The 19,884-nt window shown below is 67.5% G+C and carries 17 protein-coding genes; 2 read left to right on the top strand and 15 right to left on the bottom strand.

Translation table 11 applies throughout. The features are described from left to right. Positions 1-97 precede the first annotated feature (97 nt). The 5 genes from NF699_15630 to NF699_15610 are packed head-to-tail and all read right to left on the bottom strand — an operon-like array spanning position 98 to position 6,021. On the bottom strand, positions 98-949 hold the full coding sequence (locus NF699_15630) for a CoA ester lyase (protein USU04461.1): 852 nt from the start codon (positions 947-949) through the stop codon (positions 98-100). After that, positions 946-1,398 carry a MaoC family dehydratase gene (locus tag NF699_15625; protein ID USU04460.1) on the bottom strand — a complete coding sequence of 151 codons (453 nt, stop codon included), beginning with the start codon at positions 1,396-1,398 and terminating at the stop codon, positions 946-948. The genes NF699_15630 and NF699_15625 overlap by 4 nt, the downstream gene beginning before the upstream one ends. Next, positions 1,398-3,251 (bottom strand): ATP-grasp domain-containing protein, encoded by a 1,854-nt coding sequence (locus NF699_15620; protein ID USU04459.1) that lies wholly within the window; start codon positions 3,249-3,251, stop codon positions 1,398-1,400. Before NF699_15620 ends, NF699_15625 begins: the two co-directional genes overlap by 1 nt. 5 nt (positions 3,252-3,256) lie before the next feature. Beyond that, positions 3,257-4,852 carry a methylcrotonoyl-CoA carboxylase gene (locus tag NF699_15615; protein USU04458.1) on the bottom strand — a complete coding sequence of 532 codons (1,596 nt, stop codon included), beginning with the start codon at positions 4,850-4,852 and terminating at the stop codon, positions 3,257-3,259. Then, the gene (locus tag NF699_15610; protein ID USU04457.1) at positions 4,852-6,021 is read right to left on the bottom strand and encodes an isovaleryl-CoA dehydrogenase; all 1,170 of its coding nucleotides are present in this window, start codon (positions 6,019-6,021) and stop codon (positions 4,852-4,854) included. Before NF699_15610 ends, NF699_15615 begins: the two co-directional genes overlap by 1 nt. 93 nt (positions 6,022-6,114) lie before the next feature. On the opposite strand from NF699_15610, the gene NF699_15605 reads away from it, so the two are divergent. Both NF699_15605 and NF699_15600 read left to right on the top strand, forming a co-directional pair. Continuing rightward, on the top strand, positions 6,115-7,026 hold the full coding sequence (locus NF699_15605) for a LysR family transcriptional regulator (GenBank protein ID USU04456.1): 912 nt from the start codon (positions 6,115-6,117) through the stop codon (positions 7,024-7,026). Positions 7,027-7,055: 29 nt separating this feature from the next. Further along, entirely contained in the window at positions 7,056-8,138 is a 1,083-nt protein-coding gene (locus tag NF699_15600; protein ID USU04455.1) for a LacI family DNA-binding transcriptional regulator, read from the top strand. Here the strand turns inward: NF699_15600 and NF699_15595 are convergent. The 10 genes from NF699_15595 to NF699_15550 form a co-directional block, all read right to left on the bottom strand. Further along, positions 8,062-9,054: a glycosyltransferase family 2 protein gene (locus NF699_15595; protein USU04454.1), complete on the bottom strand. Its 993-nt coding sequence runs from the start codon at positions 9,052-9,054 to the stop codon at positions 8,062-8,064. The two genes, NF699_15600 and NF699_15595, sit on opposite strands and share 77 nt — an antisense overlap. Then, positions 9,009-9,917 carry a polysaccharide pyruvyl transferase family protein gene (locus tag NF699_15590; protein ID USU04453.1) on the bottom strand — a complete coding sequence of 303 codons (909 nt, stop codon included), beginning with the start codon at positions 9,915-9,917 and terminating at the stop codon, positions 9,009-9,011. Before NF699_15590 ends, NF699_15595 begins: the two co-directional genes overlap by 46 nt. Further along, positions 9,914-10,981 (bottom strand): glycosyltransferase, encoded by a 1,068-nt coding sequence (locus NF699_15585; GenBank protein ID USU04452.1) that lies wholly within the window; start codon positions 10,979-10,981, stop codon positions 9,914-9,916. The genes NF699_15590 and NF699_15585 overlap by 4 nt, the downstream gene beginning before the upstream one ends. Continuing rightward, positions 10,978-11,898: a galactosyltransferase-related protein gene (locus NF699_15580; protein USU04451.1), complete on the bottom strand. Its 921-nt coding sequence runs from the start codon at positions 11,896-11,898 to the stop codon at positions 10,978-10,980. The genes NF699_15585 and NF699_15580 overlap by 4 nt, the downstream gene beginning before the upstream one ends. Before the next feature lie 14 nt (positions 11,899-11,912). Then, entirely contained in the window at positions 11,913-13,046 is a 1,134-nt protein-coding gene (locus tag NF699_15575) for a hypothetical protein (GenBank protein ID USU04450.1), read from the bottom strand. Then, positions 13,043-14,956, bottom strand: coding sequence for a glycosyltransferase (locus NF699_15570; GenBank protein ID USU04449.1), 1,914 nt, complete (start codon positions 14,954-14,956; stop codon positions 13,043-13,045). The genes NF699_15575 and NF699_15570 overlap by 4 nt, the downstream gene beginning before the upstream one ends. Positions 14,957-15,165: 209 nt before the next feature. After that, positions 15,166-15,840 (bottom strand): alpha/beta hydrolase, encoded by a 675-nt coding sequence (locus tag NF699_15565; GenBank protein ID USU04448.1) that lies wholly within the window; start codon positions 15,838-15,840, stop codon positions 15,166-15,168. Positions 15,841-15,879: 39 nt separating this feature from the next. Continuing rightward, positions 15,880-17,181: a CitMHS family transporter gene (locus tag NF699_15560; protein USU04447.1), complete on the bottom strand. Its 1,302-nt coding sequence runs from the start codon at positions 17,179-17,181 to the stop codon at positions 15,880-15,882. 37 nt (positions 17,182-17,218) lie between these two features. Further along, complete coding sequence (locus NF699_15555; GenBank protein ID USU04446.1) at positions 17,219-18,721, bottom strand: porin; 1,503 nt, start codon at positions 18,719-18,721, stop codon at positions 17,219-17,221. Continuing rightward, positions 18,718-19,815, bottom strand: a complete 1,098-nt coding sequence (locus NF699_15550) for an ABC transporter substrate-binding protein (GenBank protein USU04445.1) — start codon at positions 19,813-19,815, stop codon at positions 18,718-18,720. Before NF699_15550 ends, NF699_15555 begins: the two co-directional genes overlap by 4 nt. Positions 19,816-19,884 lie beyond the last annotated feature (69 nt).

The following is a 19,884-nucleotide window of genomic DNA, read 5'->3' as shown; positions in this document are numbered from 1 at the left end:
CTGATCAGCCTGTCCCAGCCACAGCCGAAGCAGCCGCGATCCAGGGCGTTGAAAACGCCCCCCATCCTGTCGAGATCGGATGGCAACTTGACGTTCGCTACGACGCCTCGCCTGCACGATCCAATATCCTGCGGGCCTGCTTCAGATGCGGCGCATCCACCATCCGGCCGTCGACCTGCAACGCACCCGCGTCCGGCGCCGATGCGAAGGCGGCGACGATCGCGCGCGCCGCGGCGACCTGCGCCGCATCGGGCGTGAAGGCGGCGTTGATCGTCGCCACCTGCGTCGGGTGGATCGCCATCATCCCGGCAAAGCCATCCCGCGCCGCCGCCCGCGCATAGGCATCGAGCCCGTCGAGATCACGGAACGCCGGATAGACCGTCTCGATCGCCGCCACGCCCGCCGCATGCGCGCCGAACAGCGCCAGCGACCGCACCATCTGATAGGGCGCGGTATAGCGCCCGTCCGCCTCGCGCGATGTCGCCGCACCGATCGCCGCAGGCAAATCCTCTGCGCCCCAGGTCAACCCGGCGAGCCGCACCCCCGCCCCGGCATAGCTGCCGAGCTGAAAGATCGCCGCCGGCGTCTCCGTGGCGATCGGCAGGATGGGCGCATCGATCCCCGCCGCCGCCAGCCGCGCTGCCAGCAGGCGAACGCTGTCCGCCCCCTCCGCCTTCGGCATCACGATCGCGTCGGGCGACAGGCCATGCAGCGCCGCGAGGTCGTCCGCCAACAGGTCGCTATCGAGCGGGTTGACCCGCACCAGCACCGCCACCCCGCCACGCGGTTCCAGCAACCGAGCCGCCACCGCCGCCCGCGCCGCCTGCTTGTTCGCCGCCGCCACCGAATCCTCCAGATCGAGGATCAGCGCATCCGCCCCGCTCGCCGCGGCCTTGTCGAACCGCTCCGGCCGGTCGCCCGGCACGAACAGCAGCGACCGCAACCTCATGCAGCAGATCGCTTGATGAGCGCACTGCGCAGGCATTGGCACACGATCTCATCGCGCTGGTTGAGCATGCGATGCGTGAAGGTGACGATGCCCGCCTCCGGACGCGACCGGCTGTCCTTCAACTCATGCACTTCGGTCTCGGCGCGCAGCGTATCGCCGAGGAAAACCGGCTTCGGCATCACCAGTTTGTCATAGCCGAGATTGGCGACCAGCGTCCCCAAAGTCGTGTCGCCCACCGACAGCCCGACCATCAGCGCGAAGGTGAAGGTGCCGTTGACGAGGATCTGCCCGAACTCGCTCGCCTTCGCCGCCTCCACGTCCAGATGCAGCGGCTGCGGATTGTGCGTCATCGTCGAAAACAGCAGATTGTCGGTCTCGGTCACCGTCCGCCGGATCTCGTGGACGATCCGGTCGCCCACCGCCCATTGGTCGTAGAAGCGCCCGGCCATCACCCTTCCCCCTTGTCGATGCGCACCAGCAGCGTGCCCTCGGGCACCTGCGCGCCCTCGCTGACCTTCAGCTCGGCAACCACGCCATCGAACGGAGCCAGCAACGCCTGCTCCATCTTCATCGCCTCGAGCACCAGCATCCGCTCGCCCTTGCTCACCGCCTGCCCCGCGCTCACAAGCACCGCGATCACGCGCCCCGGCATCGGCGACAGGATCGCCCCGTCACCCTCGCCGCCACCCGCGACATGATCGGCACGGCGCGGCCCGAACGGCCACGCCTCGCCATCGAAGAACAACACGCCGTCCGCAACGACCGCGCCGCGCCCCGGCGCATCGCTGACGAGATACGGCTTCCCCGCAACCTCCACCTCGATCTGCGAAGACGCTGCGGCATTGGCACGAAACCCCCGCAGGCTCGTCCACGGATCACCGGTCGCAACCGGCAGGATCGCCGCCGCCGCCGCCGCCAGCACCGCGGGCGAAGGCTCGGCCGGCGGGATCAGCGCATCGGCATGCCGCTCGATAAAGCCGGTATCGACCCGCCCCGCGACGAAATCCGGATGCGCCGCCGCCCGCGCCAGAAACGCGGCATTGGTCCTGACCGGCCACACCTGCGTGCCCCGCGCCGCCGCCGCCAGCTTCGCCGCCGCCTCGCGCCGGCTGGAGCCGTGGACGATCAGCTTGGCGATCATCGGATCGTAATAGGGCGTCACCGCGCCCCCTTCCTCGACGCCGCTGTCGATGCGGACACCATCAGGAAACCGCAGCCGATCGAGCGGCCCGGTCGACGGCAGGAACCCGGTGGACGGGTTCTCGGCATACAGCCGCGCCTCCATCGCCCAGCCATTGATCGACAGCTCGTCCTGAGTGCGGGGCAACGGCTCGCCCGACGCGACGCGCAATTGCCATTCGACCAGATCCTGCCCGGTGATCGCCTCGGTCACCGGATGCTCGACCTGCAACCGCGTGTTCATTTCCATGAACCAGATGCGGTCGGCACGCAGGCCGTCCGATCCATCCGCGATGAACTCGATCGTGCCCGCGCCGACGTAATCGACCGCACGCGCGGCCTTCACCGCCGCATCGCACACCGCCGCCCGCGTCGCCGCATCCATGCCCGGCGCGGGCGCTTCCTCGATCACCTTCTGGTGGCGACGTTGCAGCGAACAGTCGCGCTCGAACAGATGCACCGCCTGCCCGTGGCGGTCGCCGAACACCTGCACCTCGATATGCCGCGGCGACAGGATATACTTCTCGATCAGCACTTGGCGATTGCCGAACGACGCCGCCGCCTCGCGCTGACAGCTCGCCAGCATCTCCACAAAATCTGCCGCGGCATCGACCTTGCGCATGCCCTTGCCGCCGCCGCCGGCGACTGCCTTGATGAGCACGGGGTAGCCGATCGCATCCGCCTCTGCCTGCAACCGCTCGGGGCTCTGGTCCGCCCCCAGATAGCCCGGCGTCACCGGCACACCCGCCGCTATCATCCGTTCCTTGGCGGCATCCTTCAGCCCCATCGCGCGGATCGCGGCGGGCGGCGCACCGACCCACACCAGCCCGGCGGCGACCACCGCCTCGGCGAACTCGGCATTCTCCGACAGGAAGCCGTAACCGGGGTGGATCGCCGCCGCCCCCGTCGCACGCGCCGCCTCCAGCAGCCGGTCCTGCCGCAGATAGCTTTCACTGGCAGCAGCGGTGCCGATGCACACCGCCTCGTCCGCCTCGCGGACGAACGGCATGGCGGCATCGACATCGGAATGAACCGCGATCGTCCGCACGCCCAGTCGGCGCGCGGTGCGGATAATACGGCGGGCGATCTCGCCGCGATTGGCGATCAACAGGCTCTCGATCATCACCATCACATCCGGAACAGGCCGAACTGCGCGCGCTCGGGGATCGGCGCGTTCAGCGTGGCGGAAAAGGCAAGGCCCAGCACGTCGCGGGTCTGCACGGGATCGATGATGCCATCGTCCCACAGCCGTGCGGTGGCGTAATAGGGATTGCCCTCATCCTCGTATCGCTGGCGGACCGGCGCCTTGAAGGCCTCGGCCTGTTCGGGCGTCCACGTCTCGGCGTCGCGGTGGACGGTGGCCAGCACGCTCGCCGCCTGCTCGCCGCCCATCACCGAGATACGGGCATTGGGCCAGGTGAACAGGAATCGCGGACTATAGGCACGCCCGCACATGCCGTAATTGCCCGCGCCGAAACTGCCGCCGATCAGCACCGTGATCTTCGGCACCGACGCGGTGGCGACCGCGGTGACCAGCTTCGCGCCGTTCTTGGCGATCCCCTCCGCCTCGTATTTGCCGCCGACCATGAAGCCGGAAATGTTCTGCAGGAACAGCAACGGCACCCGCCGCTGGCACGCCAGCTCGATGAAATGCGCACCCTTCAGCGCCGATTCGGAAAACAGCACGCCGTTATTGGCGAGGATCGCGACCGGCATGCCCCAGATGCGCGCGAACCCGCAGACGAGGGTGGTGCCATACAGCGCCTTGAACTCATGAAATTCCGACCCGTCGACGATCCGCCCGATCACCTCGCGCACGTCGTACGGCGCACGCACGTCCTGCGGCACGATGCCGTACAGCTCCTGCGGGTCCAGCTTCGGCGGACGCGGCGCGGTGATCTCGATATCGACCGACTTGGGTGTGTTGAACGTCGCGACGATGTCGCGGACGATCAGCAGCGCATGTTCGTCGTTCTCGGCGACGTGATCGACCACGCCCGACTTGCGGCCATGCGTGTCCGCCCCGCCCAGTTCCTCGGCCGAGATCACCTCGCCCGTCGCCGCCTTCACCAATGGCGGTCCGGCGAGGAAGATCGTGCCCTGATTGCGCACGATCACCGTCTCGTCCGACATAGCGGGCACATAGGCTCCGCCTGCGGTACAGCTCCCCATCACGCAGGCGATCTGCGGAATCCCCTCCGCCGACATCTGCGCCTGGTTGAAGAAGATGCGGCCGAAATGCTCGCGGTCCGGGAACACCTCCGCCTGATGCGGCAGGTTCGCACCGCCGCTATCGACCAGATAGATGCACGGCAGCCGGTTCTGCTGCGCGATCTCCTGCGCACGCAGATGCTTCTTCACCGTCATCGGGAAGTAGGCGCCGCCCTTCACCGTCGCATCGTTGGCAAGGATCATGCACTCGCGACCCGACACCCGGCCGATCCCGGCGATCACCCCCGCGCCCGGCGCGCCATCGTCGTACAGGCCGTTCGCCGCCAGCGCCCCGACCTCCAGAAACGGCGAACCCGGATCGAGCAACCGCTCCACCCGGTCGCGGGGCAACAGCTTGCCGCGCGCTACGTGGCGCGCGCGATGCTGCTCCGACCCGCCCAGCGCGGTCTGCGCCACATTGGCGCGCAGCGTTTCGGCAAGCGCGCGATTATGCGCGGCGTTTGCCCGGTGATCGTCCGAAGTCGGGTCGATCAGCGTGGATAGCGTCGTCATTACTGCGCTTTCGGGGCGTCGTGACCGATCAGCTCGCGTCCGACGAGCATCCGCCGCACCTCGTTGGTCCCGGCCCCGATATCGAGCAGTTTGGCGTCGCGCCAATAGCGTTCGACCGGCCAATCCTTGGTGTAACCCGCGCCGCCCAGCGCCTGGATCGCCTCGTTCGCGACCTTCACCGCATTCTCCGACGCGAACAGGATACACCCGGCCGCATCGAACCGCGTCGTCCGTCCCGCGTCGCACGCCTTGGCGACCGCATAGACATAGGCGCGCGACGTATTGAGCGCGACGTACATGTCTGCGACCTTCGCCTGCATCAGCTGGAATTCGCCGATCGGCCGGCCGAACTGCCTGCGCTCGCGGACATAGGGCAGGACGACGTCGAGGCACGCCTGCATGATGCCGAGCTGGATGCCCGACAGCACGACGCGTTCATAGTCCAGACCCGACATCAGCACTTTGACGCCGCCGTTCAGCGGCCCCATGACCTGTTCGTCGGCGACGAAGCAATCGTCGAAGACCAGCTCGGCGGTCGGCGACCCGCGCATGCCGACCTTGTCGATCTTCTGGCCGATCGAGAAACCGGGCATCCCCTTCTCGATCAGGAACGCGGTGATGCCTTTCGATCCCGCATCGGGGATGGTTTTCGCATATACCACCAGCGTGTCGGCATACGGCGCGTTGGTGATCCAGAACTTGGTGCCGTTCAGCCGATATCCGCCATCGACCCTGTCGGCGCGCAGCTTCATCGATACGACGTCCGATCCGGCACCGGCTTCCGACATTGCCAGGCTGCCGACATGCTCGCCGGAAATGAGCCTGGGCAGATACTTCGCCTTCTGCTCGGCATTGCCCCAGCGGCGGATCTGGTTGACGCACAGGTTGGAATGCGCGCCGTAGCTCAGTCCGACCGAGGCGGAGGAACGGCTGATCTCCTCGCACGCGATCAGATGCTCGAGGTAGCCGAGGCCCAACCCGCCGTCTTCCTCCTCGACGGTAATGCCATGCAGGCCGAGCGCACCCATCTCGGGCCACAATTCCCGGGGGAAGCTGTCCTCTGCATCGACCCGCGCGGCGATCGGCTCGATCCGGTCGAGCGCGAAGCGGCGTGTCGTATCGCGGATCGTGTCCGCCATCTCGCCGAGCCCGAAGTCCAGCTCTGCCATCTCACTCTCCTGCCTGTCGTTGCCATGACGTGTAGGACGATCCGGGCCGCCCGCAAAATTGAAAGGGCCGGAAGAAGAGCATAGAGCCTGTCTATGATCGACCGCTATCACCTGCGCTATTTCCTGTCGGTTGTGGACACCGGCAATTTCTCGCGCGGGGCGGCGGCATGCAACGTGTCGCAGCCGACGCTGTCGGTCGGCATCGCCAGGATGGAAGCGGCGCTGGGTCGCCCCCTGTTCAACCGCACCAATCGACGGGTCGAGCTGACCGAGGCCGGTGTCCGACTGCTGGCGCATGCCCGGATGATCGAGGGGGAATTCGCCGCCGCGGAACGCGAGGTCGCCGGCACGGTCGACGTGCGCACCATCCGGCTGGGGGTTCTGTCGACGACGCCGAGGCGCTGGATCGAGCATGTCCTGCGCGAACGCCGCGCCTTCCCCACCGGCGACCGGATCGAAATCGTCGAGGGCAGCGAACGCGACTTGCGCGGCCGGCTGGCGCGCGGCCGCGTCGACGCCGCGCTGACGATCGTCCGCGACGACGACGATGCCGATACGCTGCGGCCGATCCTGACCGAGGGCTATGCGCTGGCGCTGGGCGCGGCGCATCCGCTCGCGACGCGCGGCAGCGTCCGGGTCGAGGAACTGCTCAACGACCCGATGATCGTCCGCCGCCACTGCGAATTGCTGTCAGAAACGAGCCGCTTCTTCACCGCGCGTGGTATCCGGCCGTTCTTCCCGGCGCGCACCACCAGCGACGACAAGGCGTTGAGCTATGTCCGGGCGGGAATGGGCGTGACGGTGATGCCCGACGGCTTTCGCGAACCCGGCGTCGCGCGGGTCGCCCTCGAAGGGTTCGATTTCACCCGGACGCTGGGCCTGATCCATGCCGCGCATGTCGATCCGCATGCCGCATCGTACCGCCAGATCGCCGATGCCCTGATCGCTGCCGCGGCGGCCGACGATACCGGACGCGACTTGGCACCGCGCCACGACCGCCGCTAGGAAGGGGCAACGAAGGAGCAGGCGGGGCAGTGACAGACGACACGAAGCGCCGGACGGTGCCGCAGCGGCGCGCAACGATCACGGACGTCGCGGACCATGCGCACGTGTCGAAGAAAACGGTGTCGCGCGTCATCAATCGCGAAACCGGCGTCAAGCCGGCAATGGTCGAACGGGTCGAGCGCGCGATCCGCGAACTGCACTTCAGCCCCAATCCTCAGGCGCGCAGTCTGGCACTCGGCCGGTCGTTCCTCGTCGGCCTGATCTACGAAAATCCCAGCCCCACCTATGTCGTCAACATGCAGCTCGGCATCCTGGACGTGTTGCGGCCTGCGGGGATGGAACTGGTCGTCCATCCCTGCCGGCAGGAGGCGCCGACGCTGCTCGACGATATCCGCAGCTTCATCGAACGCCAGCGCCTGGACGGCGTCATCCTCCCGCCGCCGCTGTCCGAAGACGAGAGCCTCGTGACACTATTACGCCAAACCCGCTGCCCCTACATCCGTATCGCCTGCGCTCCGCTGGATGAGCCTGCGGTCATGGTGGTGAGCAACGACCGTTCGGGCGCGCGACAGGCGGCGTTGCGCCTCGCGGACCTGGGCCATCGCCACATCGCCCTCGTCCGCGGGCCGGTCGGCTATCTGTCCTCGCACGAACGTGGACAGGCGTTCGTCACCGCGTTGCGCGACCGGGGAATCGCGATTGATCCCGCCTGCGATGTGGCGGGCGGCTATACGTTCGAGGGCGGCGTCATCGCCGGCCACCGCCTCCTAGAACTACCTCTCCCCCCCACGGCAGTCTTCGTGCTGAACGACGACATGGCGATCGGCGTGATGCAGGCCGCGCGGGAGCGGGGCCTGAATTTGCCCGACGACCTGTCCATCATCGGTTTCGACGATCTGCCGATGGCAGCACGGATGTGGCCCAATCTGACGTCCGTGCGTCTGCCCGTTCGTGAGATGGGCGCTGCGGCGTCAGGCAAATTGCTGGCGATCCTGGCGGGAGAAACCGATAGCGGCGGCGATCATCCAGTGGAGCCTATGCTGATCGTCCGGCAATCGGACGTCGCCTGTGTACCCGCCGGGCGGGGGCGACGGACATCCTCTCGCGCATAGCGGCCCATATGTAGACTGCGAGACCCCGGACGATGTTGCATAGCCGAAAGGCGTGGAAAAAGCGGATCGACTCGAACGGCCGTGGCCCCGCCCGCAAATCCCCGACAACGTTGCCGATGTCCCTGAACAGCGTGCGGACGATCCGCGCGTCGTAGAGGATATGCTTGGCGTAAAGCGCGCCGTCGCCGAACGCATAGCCCGCGAGCAAAGTGCGGAGCGCGGCGGGCGACCGACGGCCATGGTGATGCGCGACGACGAAGTGCGGATCGTAGCGGACCGGGACCCCGCACCCCATCGCGCGGAACAGGAAGTCTGTATCTTCCGCGGCTACGAACCGCGCGCCGGCGCCGAAGCGCTCGTCGAACGGCCCGACCCGATCCACGACGTCGCGCGTGAATGCGAGGTTGGCGCCCATCACGAAGCCGCCGGGAAACGCGTCAGGGGAGGCGAGCATCGCATGATCTTCCACCTTGATCGTCACCGGCAGATCGGCCTCGTCGCCAAGTAGAATGCGGCCGCCGATCACCATTGGCGCAGGCACGTCGGCGAAGCGCTGAACCAGCAGTGCGAAGAAGCTGCGATCAAGGACGCAATCGTCGTCGGTCATCGCGACGATACGCCCCGTCGCTCGTGCCAGTCCGGCGTTGCGCGCCCGGGCCAATCCCGGCCTCGACTCTTCCACGATCGTCACCGTGAACCGTTGTTGCACACGCCACACCGCCAGCCGCGTAGTCGTATCGTCGATCGATCCATTGTCGACCACGATCACTTGCAAGCCGTCGAATCCATCCGCGGCACGGGTGATCGACGCCAGCGTGCGATCTAGCGAAATGCCGCGGTCGCGCGTGCACAGCAGCAGGCTGACGTGGGTCATGCCCGCCTTGCGCGGTCCAGCAGCGGCGATTGCGCCGTCCACGCAGCGATATAGGCGGACAGCTTGCCGTAGTCATTGTCCAGTGCGACATGCGGGATGTCGAGCAGGAGCGCGAGGATATGCGCGTGGAGCCGGTCGGTGACGATCCGCCGTCCGCGCGACAGCAACGCCAGCCCGCGATCGACACGCGCCGCGGCGAGCCGCCCGTAATGATCCGCCCGCGTCTCGTCCCCGCGGACCGACGGCAAAGGTCCATCATCCAACCAGTCGACTACCATGGCATCATCCGTCTCACCCAGCGTCGCCGGATCGTGCGCGACGCGTTCGTCGTCGGTGCGCATCAGCATCAGTATACCGCGATCCGCCGCCCCGCGCACCTGCCGCCCGAGGGCGAAGGCGCTGTCGGGAGCGAGATCGACCGGGCAATCCCACCTCCCGCGCGCCAGTTCGAGGCTGGGGCGGTCCCGGACATAGAGGTGGAAATCCGGATGTCGCGCGATCGTCGCACCGAACGCGGCCATGCCCTGAGGATCGCGGAAGTGGATGGATTGCGGCAATTGCACGATGGATCGACCATGCACCTCCGTCAGGACACGCTCGCGGAACGACTGGTGATGACGCCAGATGTCGCCCAGATTGCCGCCGCCGTGCAGGAAAAGCGTGCCGTGTGGGCTCGCGGCGCAGAACGCCGCCATATCGAAGCCGTCCCAGGTGCAGACGTAATCGGGATCCTTGCCGGTGAGGCGGCGTAACATCGTCACCTCGCCCAGCCAGATCGCGCTGTCGCCGACATTGGCGTGATCGGGAAAGTCGACCAGCGCGTAACGGTCGCCCAAGCCGACGTGGCGTTGATACATCGCCAGCAGCGCCGCCTGCTGTCGTGCCACAACATCGATCGTCGTCATGCCGCGAGCAGCCGCGCCTGCGAGACCCCGGCATACAGCCCCTCGCAGCGGTCGAGCCAGATATCGCGCGTGAACAGCCGCTCGACGCGCGCACGCGCAGATGTACGGGGGATCGTGATGGCATCCCGGATCGCTCCCGCCAGCGCCGCGACATCGTCTGCAGGCGCGAACATCCCCGCTTCACCGATCACCTCGCGTGCCGCACCGCGATCGAAAGCCGCGACCGGCAAGCCGCAGGCCATCGCCTCGATCGCGACCAGCCCGAATGGTTCGTCCCAGCATGGCGTGAAAACGAACACCCCCGCCTTGCCCAATTCGGTCGCCAGCGCGTCGCCCTCCAGATGGCCGCCGTAACGCACCTTCGGCCCCAGCAGCGGCTCGACCTCCGCCGCGAAATACTCAGGGTCCTCGATCGACCCGAACAGCGTCAGCGGCACGTCCGCACGCAGCGCCGCCTGCGCTGCGAAATGCGTCCCCTTGTTGGGCGTGATCCGGCCGCACCAGATCGCTCCTTTGCCGGTATCGGCAAACGGCCATGCGGCGGGATCGATGCCGTTGTGCAACACCGACGCTTCGGGCGGCGGGCCGTCGGGGAACCACGCGCACAACTGACTGTGTGACGTCACCGTAAGGCGGTGGGTCGGCGCCGGGCTTGCCTTCACGAACCAGTGCAGCGCGTCATAAGGAGGGACGTGGAGCGAGGTAACTGTGGGCACGCGCGCGGTCCGCGCGGGCTCGATCGGAAAGCGGTGCAAGCTGTTGTTGTGCACGACGTCGAACCCGCCGGCTGCGATCCGATCGCACGCCGCATCATAGCCGGCGTCGAGATGCGCGATCAGTGGCGCCGATCCGCGATGCTCCGCCCAGGGGAACGTTCGTTCGTAATGCCGGTCGATCACCGGATCGATCGTGAAGCGAGGGTCGCTGTCGCCGGCCGCGAACAGCACGACATCGTGTCCGCGTGCGGCGAGCCCCTCCGCCAGATACCAGCTGTGCGACTCCATCCCGCCCATGAACGGTTGTGCGATCCGCTGTCGGACATGGGCGAGTAACGCGATCCTCATGCAGCGACGCGATCCGTATCCATCGCACGCGCCTCCAGCACCCGGATCACGCTTGCGGTATTGGCATAAGGCTGATGACTTTGCTGCCCGGTCAGCGCGAAATCGTCGGCGTCGGGGCGGCGCAGGATGCGGATCGGCGCGCCTTCGGCATCGTCGACAAGTCCCATCAGGCGAAAGGCGTAGAGCCAGTGTCCCATGGTCCGGTAGCCCCAGCGTGTCTCGAACAGCTGCGCATTGCGCACGACGCTGTCGATATGGTGGACCGGCGGCATGTGATGGGGGTGATATTGGTGATGGACCAGCCCGCCCCTGATCCAGGCGATCGGCACGCCGGCGGTGTCGAGTACCTTGCCGAAGTCCGTGTCCTCACCGCCGTAGCCGCGATAGCCCTCATGAAAGCCGCCGACGCGCAGAAAGGTATCGCGTCGCATAGCGAAGTTGAGCGACCAGAAGCAGCGATAGTCGTTACACAGTTCGATCCCCTCTGCCGGCGGCCCGCGCCGGTCGGAATGGCGTACGGCGACATCCGCGAACCCCGCGCTGTCCCAAGTGCCTGCGGTCGCGCCGCCGGGCAGGTACATCACCTCGCCCATCAGCAATCCGTCGAGTTCGGCCAGCCGGCGTGCATAATCGGCGACCAGTGTCGGCGTCGGGATGCAGTCCATGTCGAGAAAGATCAGCGAATCGCCCTTTGCCGCACCGGCCGCGGCGTTGCGGGCGGTGGCGAGCGGCAGATCGCCGCCCGCGATCATCAGTTGCCGGATCGGGAACGGTGCGTCCGGAAGATCATAGGCACTGTCCTGGATAACCGCGACGATCAGTTCGACCGGCGGTTGCGTCTGCCGGGTCAGACCGATGACGAGGTTGCGAAGATGATCGGGCCGGCCACCGGCCAGCGTAACGACGGAAACGGACATGGGCGATACTCCGGTCAGATCGAAAGTTCGGGATCGGCGATGGCGACCCGTTCCGGCCATAGCCGCGCAGCCAGCATCTCCAGCCATGCGGCGGCATCCGCGGCGGGCGCATCGGCGATCATCGCGCGCTGCCGTTCGGGTCGATGCGTAACCAGCGTCTCGACGATCGCCTGCGTCCAGGCATCGGCGGAAGACGGCAGATGCGGGCGCACGCAGGCGACGCCGGCCGCAGCGAGCGCATCGGCCTTGCGATGCTGTTCATCGAAATAGCGCCACTCCGGCACCGCCAGCCACGGCCGGGTAGCGGCGAGGATCTGCTGACACGTCGTGTTGCCGGTAGAAGCGATGACGAGGTCCGCCGCGGCGACGTGATCGGCCGCATTGTCCACCCAGCCGCGATGCTCGATGTTGGTCGGCTCGGTCGCGTGCCAGTCGCGGACCACGGGGCCGATCGTCATCCAGCGCGCAGCGGGACGGCTACGTGCACCGACGCCCAGCGGCGCCTGACCGAAGCCGCCGCCGCCGCCGCCCGCCATGACCAGGATCACCTCTTCGTCCGGACCGACGCCGATCCGCTGGCGTGCAAGTTCGCGCTCCGGCACGCGCGTATCAACGCCGAGTCCGCCGGCGAAGCAGGTGCGCGCGCGCATGTCGGCGTCCCATTCGGGCTGCGCGAGATCGGCGTGGAAGGCGGCGAGCAGCCCGGCCGCACCATCATAGGCGGCACGATGACCGGCATCGCTGCGGTCGCCGTGTTGCAGCACCTTGACGTGCGGCACGCTGCAGATGCGCGCAAGCTGCGCGACCTCTGCCGACACGTCGCAGATCATCAGCGCCGGGTTCGCCTCGACGAACCAGCATGCCATCGTCGCCATCGCCTCGCGGATGCCGGGCCAGCCGAGCGGCGCGCAGTGCAAGGTCGACGGAGTCGGCACCCAGTCCGCCGAGGCGAGTTCTCCCCCGGTCGGCTCGAACAGCGACGGGATGCGGACGATCGTCGCCTGAGCCGGCAAGGGCGGGAAGATGTCGTCGCGCGCGCAGAAGATCGTCAGCGGCCGGTCCACCGGCAACGCGTGCGCGATCGCGGCGCAGCGTTCGGCATGGCCGCGACCCTGATGATGGACGAAATAACCGAACGGGCGCGTCATGCGGCGATCTTCGACGGAGGGGTCGCCAGGCCCAGCCGCTCCAGCCCCTCGATCACACCCGCGGCATGATGCCGCTTCGCCCGGTACAGGCCGGGGCGCGGCGTGAGGCCGGCGAGTTCGTGACCGGCATTGCCGACGACGATCGCCGTGCCGCAGCGTTCCAGCATGTCGATATCGTTGCCGCTATCCCCCGCCGCGATGCAATCCGCCAGCGTCAGACCGACACGTGCCGCATAGGCTGCGATTGCTGCCGCCTTGCCGCCTGCAGGTGCCAGCACATCGATCAGCCGTCCGTGCGAAAAAATCACGCGCGCCGACAGTCCCTCCGCCGACAGCGCCGTCCGGATAGCTGCCGCATCTACCGCATCGCCGAAGAAGCTGAGCTTGTGCGGACCGGCCGTCGCCTCCGCCTGGGGAGTGAGATCCAGTGGTTCCAGCGCGGCCCGGACCCCAGGCATATCCCAATCTGCATCCAGCGACCGTCCGTACGCGTCGCACGCCCGCCACGTGCCATCCGGCCCGACGAGCATGATCCGCGTTCCGACATCGGTGATGAAGGCATCCGGCTCCGGCAGATGCCATTGCGCCAGCACTGCCCGTGCCTCGGCGAACGATCGGCCGGTGGCGACGACGAAGTGCAATGCGCTGGCCCGCCGCCATTGCGAGAATGCTTCGGCACTCGCGGCGCAGCCTGTCAGCGTGTGGTCGATATCGCACGCGAGCAACGCCGCCTGCCTTCGCAGGCTGCGGTAGACCGCTACCGATTCGGCCGCATAGCGGCGCCAGTCGTAGCGATGATGGTTCGCCAGAGCGGCGACGCGGAAGCGAGCATGCGCGGCGGCGTCTCCGATCACCTCCCGGCACGCAACGGCGATGGCGGCAGTGTCGCGCGGGTCGACCAACAGCCCGTGGCCGATGGTCGCCAGGATCTCGCGGGGGCCACCGTGGCGGGTGGCGACGACCGGCACGCCCGCTTCCGCCGCTTCGATCAGGGTCAGCCCGAACGGTTCGTGCAGCGCCGGATTGACGAATACGCCGCCTGCCGCCGCGCGGCGGTACAATGCCGTCACATCGGCTGCGTCGTGTCGCGCCGGCAGGGCGACGCGACCTCGCAAAGCGGGAGTGGCGCACAACCGGTGCAGGTCCGCTCGCACCGCACGTTCCTCCGCCGAAGCACGGCCGTCGTCCTGCCCGGCAAGGATCACGAGGTTAGCCTGCGCCTGCAACAGCGGATCGGCCGCATACGCGCGGACGAGACCGGCGAGGTTCTTCTTGGCGACGGGTCGCGCGATGGCGAGAATGATCGGCAGGTCAGGTCGGTCGACCATCTCGCCAAGCCGATCGACCAACGTCGGAGCATCGGGGTTGCTCTCGCGCTGTGGCACACCCGGCGCGATGCAGCGGATGCGGTCGTCCACCGCCACGCCGTAAGCCCGCACCTGCCGGTCGGCCTCATCATGGGTGGAGACGATCAAGGCGTCTGCTTGCGCGATCGCCCGTCGCTCGGCCGCGATCCGCGCGTCGAGACCCGCATCGCCCAGCCCTTGCCCACGCTTGTCGATGGCCAGCGCGTGCGGCGTATAGACGAATGGAATCCCGAAGCGCCGGCGAGCCTCGATCGCTGCCACGACCGCGTCGGCAAAATGCGCGTGGATGACGTCGGGCAAAACCGGCAGCATATCGAGATACCGACAGAACGCCGAGCAGAATGCCGGCAGTTCGGCCGCAAGCGCCTCTTTCTCGAGATAACGTGGACTGTCGGTCGCAATCCGGTCGATCGTCACCCGATCAGCGACGATTTCGCGAGCCATGGCGTGGTTCGACGGCAGGTTCTCCTCCGCGAAGCTTCGCGTCACGAGCGTGACCTGCTCGACGTCCGTCAGCGCCGCCTGTGCCAGCGCTGCGTCCATCACATAGGCCAGATGGCCCCCGGAATCCGCCGTAATGCCAAAATCGATCGGAGGGGCCTTCAGGCAGCCCCCCAAAGCCAAATGCATTATGAACAAGGCGGCCCCATTTCGTTAGGCCGGTGTAACGATCAGAGAAGCCGTTGTTTCCGGTAGTTGATCTGTATCAATACCTTATGATGTTGCGTCCGTTTCATCATTGGGTTCTGCCCTCAGGACGGCGGCCGGACCCCAGATTGCAGCCATTCCCGCAGCAGCATCGTCACCTCGCCGGGCCGCTCCATCGGCGCGAGATGTCCGCAATGGCGCAGTTCGTGAAAGCGGGCGTCGGGAATGTGATCGGCAAGCGCTCGCGCGTCGTCCGGCAGGCAGATGCGGTCGCGGTCGCCCACTGCGACCAGTGTCGGCACGTGCACGGCGTCGATCGCAGGGCCGATATCCGGCCGGGCGAGCAACGCACGCTGCTGGCGTTCGAACACCTCGGCCCCCACCCGCTCTGCCATCGCCTGCACCGGCCCGCTGATGATCGAGGTCAGCATCGGGTCGGCGTGTGGCGCGGTCGCGAGCATCCCCTGCTCGCGCACGGTGCGGGGCCGCATCCGCATCGTCTCGCGGGTGCCGAACAGCGCGATGCGGTCGATCCGCTCCGGTGCCTGTCGCACCATTTCCAACGCCACGTAGCCGCCGAGGCTGACCCCCGCGACCGCGAATCGCGGGGGCGCATAGGCGAGCACGCGCGCCGCCATGCCCGCCAGCGTATCGTCGACGGTGAGGTCGCCCAGTTCGGGATGCGCGACATCGCCGAGGTCGACCACCTGCCGCGCCCAGAGTTGCCCGTCGCAACCCATGGCGGGGAGCAGGACGAGGGGAATGGATCGACGGATCATGATGCGATCTCCTGCACGGGGCCGGGCGTATTCATCGGATCACCCGACGAACGGGAAGGCGAGGACCAGCATGCCGACGACGGTCATCACCGCGCATACCATCACCGCCGGGATCAGCGTGAAACGCTGGTGGTCGGCCAGATCGACGCCCGCCAGACTGACCAGCAGATAGGTCGACGGCACCAGCGGGCTGAGCAGATGGACCGGTTGTCCCATCAGCGACGCACGCGCGATCGCCATCGGCTCCACCCCGTAATGCGTCCCCGCCTCCGCCAGGATCGGCAGCATCCCGAAATAAAAGGCGTCGTTGGAGATGAAGAAGGTGAACGGCAGGCTGAGCAATGCGGTGATCGGCGCCATATAGGGACCCATCACCGGCGGGATGAAGCCGACGACCTCCTTGCTCATCGCCTCCACCATGCCGGTGCCGGACAGGATGCCGGTGAAGATGCCCGCGGCGAAGATCAGCGACACGACCGACAGGACGTTGCCGGCATGCGCGGCGATCCGCTCCTTCTGCTCGGCGACCTGCGGATAGTTGACGATCATCGCCACCGCGAACGCCAGCATCATCAGCACCGACAGCGGCAGGATGCCCGATACCAGCCCGGCGAGCAGCACCACCGTCAGCGCGCCGTTGAACCAGCGCAGGTGCGGCCGGCGCGCCTCCGGGAACTGCGACACCGCCATGCCGCTGAACGCGGTCGGCTCGTTCGTCTTGACGTGGCCGATGCGGGCCCGCTCCTTCCGCCCGAACCAGATCGCCAGTCCGACCAGAAAGCCGAGCCCCGCGATCATGCCGGGGATCAACGGCAGGAACAACGTCGCCGGATCGAGCTTCAGCGCGCTCGCCGCACGCGCGGTCGGTCCGCCCCAAGGGGTCAAATTCATGATGCCGCTGGTCGTCATCAACAGGCAGCACAGATACAGCCGGTTCATGTCGTACCGCTTGTACAGCGGCAGCAGCGCGGCGATCGTGATGATGTAGGTCGTCGACCCGTCGCCATCCAGGCTGACCATCGCGCACAGGGCAACGGTGCCGATCAGGATCTTCAACGGATCGCCGTGGACCAGCCGCAACAGGCGGTTGACCAGTGGATCGAACAGGCCGGTGTCGGTCATGATCGAAAAGAAGAGGATCGCGAACAGCAGCATCACGCCGGTCGGCGCGAGGTTCTTGATGCCGTCGATCATCATGTCGCCGACGCCGCCCGCGAAGCCGGCGATCAGCGCGAAGATGGTGGGAACGACGATCAACGCGACGAGCGGCGTCATCCGCTTCGTCATGATGAGGGTCATGAAGGTGGCGACCATCAGGAAGCCGTACAGGGCAAGGCTCATGCGATGCTTCCTTGGCAGGAGGTGGAGCGGAACGGCATCAGAAGGTCACCGCGACACGGGCGCTGACCGTCTCGCCGTCGTCGGGGCCGATAAAGGCGCCGCTGCGATTGTCGGTGTTCCAGTGGATCGCGTTGACCTGGATGCGGGTGAAGCTGTTCAGATACCAGTTGACGCCGACGGTCGCCGCCCAGCCCTCGCCGCCGGTCAGCAGGTCGGTGAAGTCGAGATTCTCGTAGCGCGCGGTCAGCTCGATCGCGCCCGCCCCGCCCTCGAACAGCGGATCGAGGACATGGGGCTGGCCGAAGCTGCCGAGACGCGGATTGTACGGCGGCAGGTCGCCGGTGATGAACCAGCCGCCCGACAGGCTCCACGCCTTGCTGACGAAGTCCGGCCGGCCGCCGTCGAGCCGCGCGTTGCGTCGCCCGGCCTCTCCCATGATCCAGACCGGTCCGGCATAGCCGCCCAGTTCCGCGCCATAGCCGGTGGTGCCGGTGCCGCCGATCAGCGGCCCGCTCGACACGCGCAGCGCGCCGTTGAAGCGACCTCCGATCACCGTGTTGCGGGTCAGCGTCGTCGCCGCGCTCGACAGCGACTCGTCGAAGCCCCACAGGCCGAGGTGGAGCACGCCGCTCGCGGTCTTGATCGGGTTCCAGTGGACGCGCCCGAGCAGCGTGCGGCTGTCGCTGACCGCCTGATTGCCGTCGACGCGGTCGCCGGTGACGGTCAGCGACGCGTGGCCGGTCTTCCAGAACAGGCGCGGCATGATGCCGATGCCATAGAAGCCGCGCTGCGGAATGATGGCGGTGGAGACGGTGCTGCGTTCCATGAACGGCGTCGAATCCGACCCCGTCGACCCTTCGAAGGCGCGATCGTTGAACAGATGGCCGGCGCGGACATCGTAATCGAGGCCCGCCGCGATGCGGTTCCGCCAGCCGATGAAGGCGGTGACGACATCGACCTCGTTCTCGGAGAAGTCGCTTTCGAACTGGTAGAAGAAGTGCGTGCCGACGCCGCCCTCCAGTCCCAGCCGAAGCGCGCGCATCCCCGTCGTGGTGATGTTGCGGCCGTCATATTTCGACCCGAAGCTGGAACTGACATCGGTCAGGATGCGGCCGCGCGGCTTGAACGTGTAGACGCCGTCCGCCGAGTGGAACACCGGCAGCCCCGCGCCCCATTCTGTAGTGACGCCGGCATCGTTCGCCTCGCGCGCCCGCGCCACGTCGCGCTCGGCGGGTCCGGGGGGCACGAGTTGCGGCGCGAACGGCGCGGTGACCTGCGGGCGACGGGTCTGCTGCGCGACCTGCACCGGCGCGGGGGCGCTAGCGGAGGTGGGTGCCACCGTACCTGGGGTGGCGGGCGCCGGCATGGCCGCGACCTGTTGCGCGCCCTCCAACCGGTCGAGACGCGCCTTCAATGCCGCGATCTCCGCGGCCTGCGCGCGGACGAGGGTCGCCAGTTCGTCCGCGCTGGGTATCTGGGCCAGCGCCGGGGTGGGGACGACGAGCGCGATCAGCGCGCAACCGGTACGCAACAGGGTCATTTTACGAGGGCTCCTTCGGAGAGGATGGCGGTCCAGTCGGCGAGGAAGCGCCGCCGCTTGATCGAGTCGAGATTGACGAGCAGCTGCGGTCCGACGCGGATCGGTCGGGCGCGGTCAGCTCCCAGACGCGGCGCGCGCACGTCGGTGCGCACCGGCAGCAGCCATTGCCGCGCGAGCAGCGTCTGCCCGGTACGCGACAGCAGGAAATCGAGGAACAGCCGCGCCGCCGCCGGATGCCGGGCATCGCGCGCGATGAAGGCGACGCGAGAGGCGACCAGGGCGTAATCACGCGGGAAGACGACGCCGATCCGGGGATCGCGGCGGGCGCGGGTCAGCGCATAGGGCCCGACGACATTGTACGCGATCGCCGCACGCCCGCTGGCGACCGCGTCCAGCATCGGTCCCGTGGTACGCGACAGCAGCGGCCGCGTCGCCGCGATCGCCCGAAGCAGCGAGCGGGTGTCGCGGGTGATCGCATAATCCTCGGTCAGGTACAGATAGCCGACGTTGGATCGTGCCGGGTCATAGGTCGCGACCTTGCCCGCGAAGGCGGCACGGCGGGCACGCAGCAGCCGCTCGAACGCCTCGTGCGTGTGCGGCACGTCGGCGGGGGCGATCAGTCGCTTGTTGTAGACGAAGGCGACCGGTTCGGCGGTGACGCCATAGCCCATGTTCTTCCACACCGCGGCGGGCGGCAGCGCGGGCTTTTCGGGGCTCTGATAGCTTTGCGCATAGCCGTCGTTGATCAGCTTCGCCTGCAGATCCATCGCCGACGACCAGACGAGATCCGCGGTGGGACGGCGGGCACGCGTCTCCGCGACGACGCGGCGATAGATATCATGCGATTCGAGGTCGCTGTAGGTCACGCTGACGCCGGGCCAGGTGCGCTGGAACGCCGCGATCACCGTTGCCATCGCCGACGCGTCGGCGTTGCCGTAGACGTGCACGCCCCGCTCGGTCCGCGCCTCCGCCACCAGCGCATCGTAGGAACGCGGGTAGCCGGCGGGGCGCTGCGCGGCCGTGGGCACGGGCACGGCCAGCATCAGAACGGGCAGTGTCAGGATCGACATCATCGAAAACAGGCGGTGCATCATGCAAGCTCCTCTCGCTTCCCGCCTCTACGTTCGGGTAAGCCAACGAGCATGGGCTACACCGGCAAGCTG

The organism is Sphingomonadaceae bacterium OTU29LAMAA1, from assembly GCA_024072375.1.
In the GTDB taxonomy this organism is placed as follows: domain Bacteria; phylum Pseudomonadota; class Alphaproteobacteria; order Sphingomonadales; family Sphingomonadaceae; genus Sphingomonas.
This window is presented reverse-complemented; position numbering and strand designations above follow the sequence as displayed.

What these genes read in the sequence shown, in the direction of transcription:
- NF699_15585 (USU04452.1), bottom strand. Translation starts at nt 10,981, where the DNA reads ATGAGGATCGCGTTACTCGCCCATGTCCGACAGCGGATCGCACAACCG.
- NF699_15555 (USU04446.1), bottom strand. Translation starts at nt 18,721, where the DNA reads ATGACCCTGTTGCGTACCGGTTGCGCGCTGATCGCGCTCGTCGTCCCC.
- NF699_15630 (USU04461.1), bottom strand. Translation starts at nt 949, where the DNA reads ATGAGGTTGCGGTCGCTGCTGTTCGTGCCGGGCGACCGGCCGGAGCGG.
- NF699_15550 (USU04445.1), bottom strand. Translation starts at nt 19,815, where the DNA reads ATGATGCACCGCCTGTTTTCGATGATGTCGATCCTGACACTGCCCGTT.
- NF699_15575 (USU04450.1), bottom strand. Translation starts at nt 13,046, where the DNA reads ATGACGCGCCCGTTCGGTTATTTCGTCCATCATCAGGGTCGCGGCCAT.
- NF699_15560 (USU04447.1), bottom strand. Translation starts at nt 17,181, where the DNA reads ATGAGCCTTGCCCTGTACGGCTTCCTGATGGTCGCCACCTTCATGACC.
- NF699_15610 (USU04457.1), bottom strand. Translation starts at nt 6,021, where the DNA reads ATGGCAGAGCTGGACTTCGGGCTCGGCGAGATGGCGGACACGATCCGC.
- NF699_15565 (USU04448.1), bottom strand. Translation starts at nt 15,840, where the DNA reads ATGATCCGTCGATCCATTCCCCTCGTCCTGCTCCCCGCCATGGGTTGC.
- NF699_15580 (USU04451.1), bottom strand. Translation starts at nt 11,898, where the DNA reads ATGTCCGTTTCCGTCGTTACGCTGGCCGGTGGCCGGCCCGATCATCTT.
- NF699_15620 (USU04459.1), bottom strand. Translation starts at nt 3,251, where the DNA reads ATGATCGAGAGCCTGTTGATCGCCAATCGCGGCGAGATCGCCCGCCGT.
- NF699_15590 (USU04453.1), bottom strand. Translation starts at nt 9,917, where the DNA reads ATGACGACGATCGATGTTGTGGCACGACAGCAGGCGGCGCTGCTGGCG.
- NF699_15625 (USU04460.1), bottom strand. Translation starts at nt 1,398, where the DNA reads ATGGCCGGGCGCTTCTACGACCAATGGGCGGTGGGCGACCGGATCGTC.
- NF699_15605 (USU04456.1), top strand. Translation starts at nt 6,115, where the DNA reads ATGATCGACCGCTATCACCTGCGCTATTTCCTGTCGGTTGTGGACACC.
- NF699_15615 (USU04458.1), bottom strand. Translation starts at nt 4,852, where the DNA reads ATGACGACGCTATCCACGCTGATCGACCCGACTTCGGACGATCACCGG.
- NF699_15570 (USU04449.1), bottom strand. Translation starts at nt 14,956, where the DNA reads ATGGACGCAGCGCTGGCACAGGCGGCGCTGACGGACGTCGAGCAGGTC.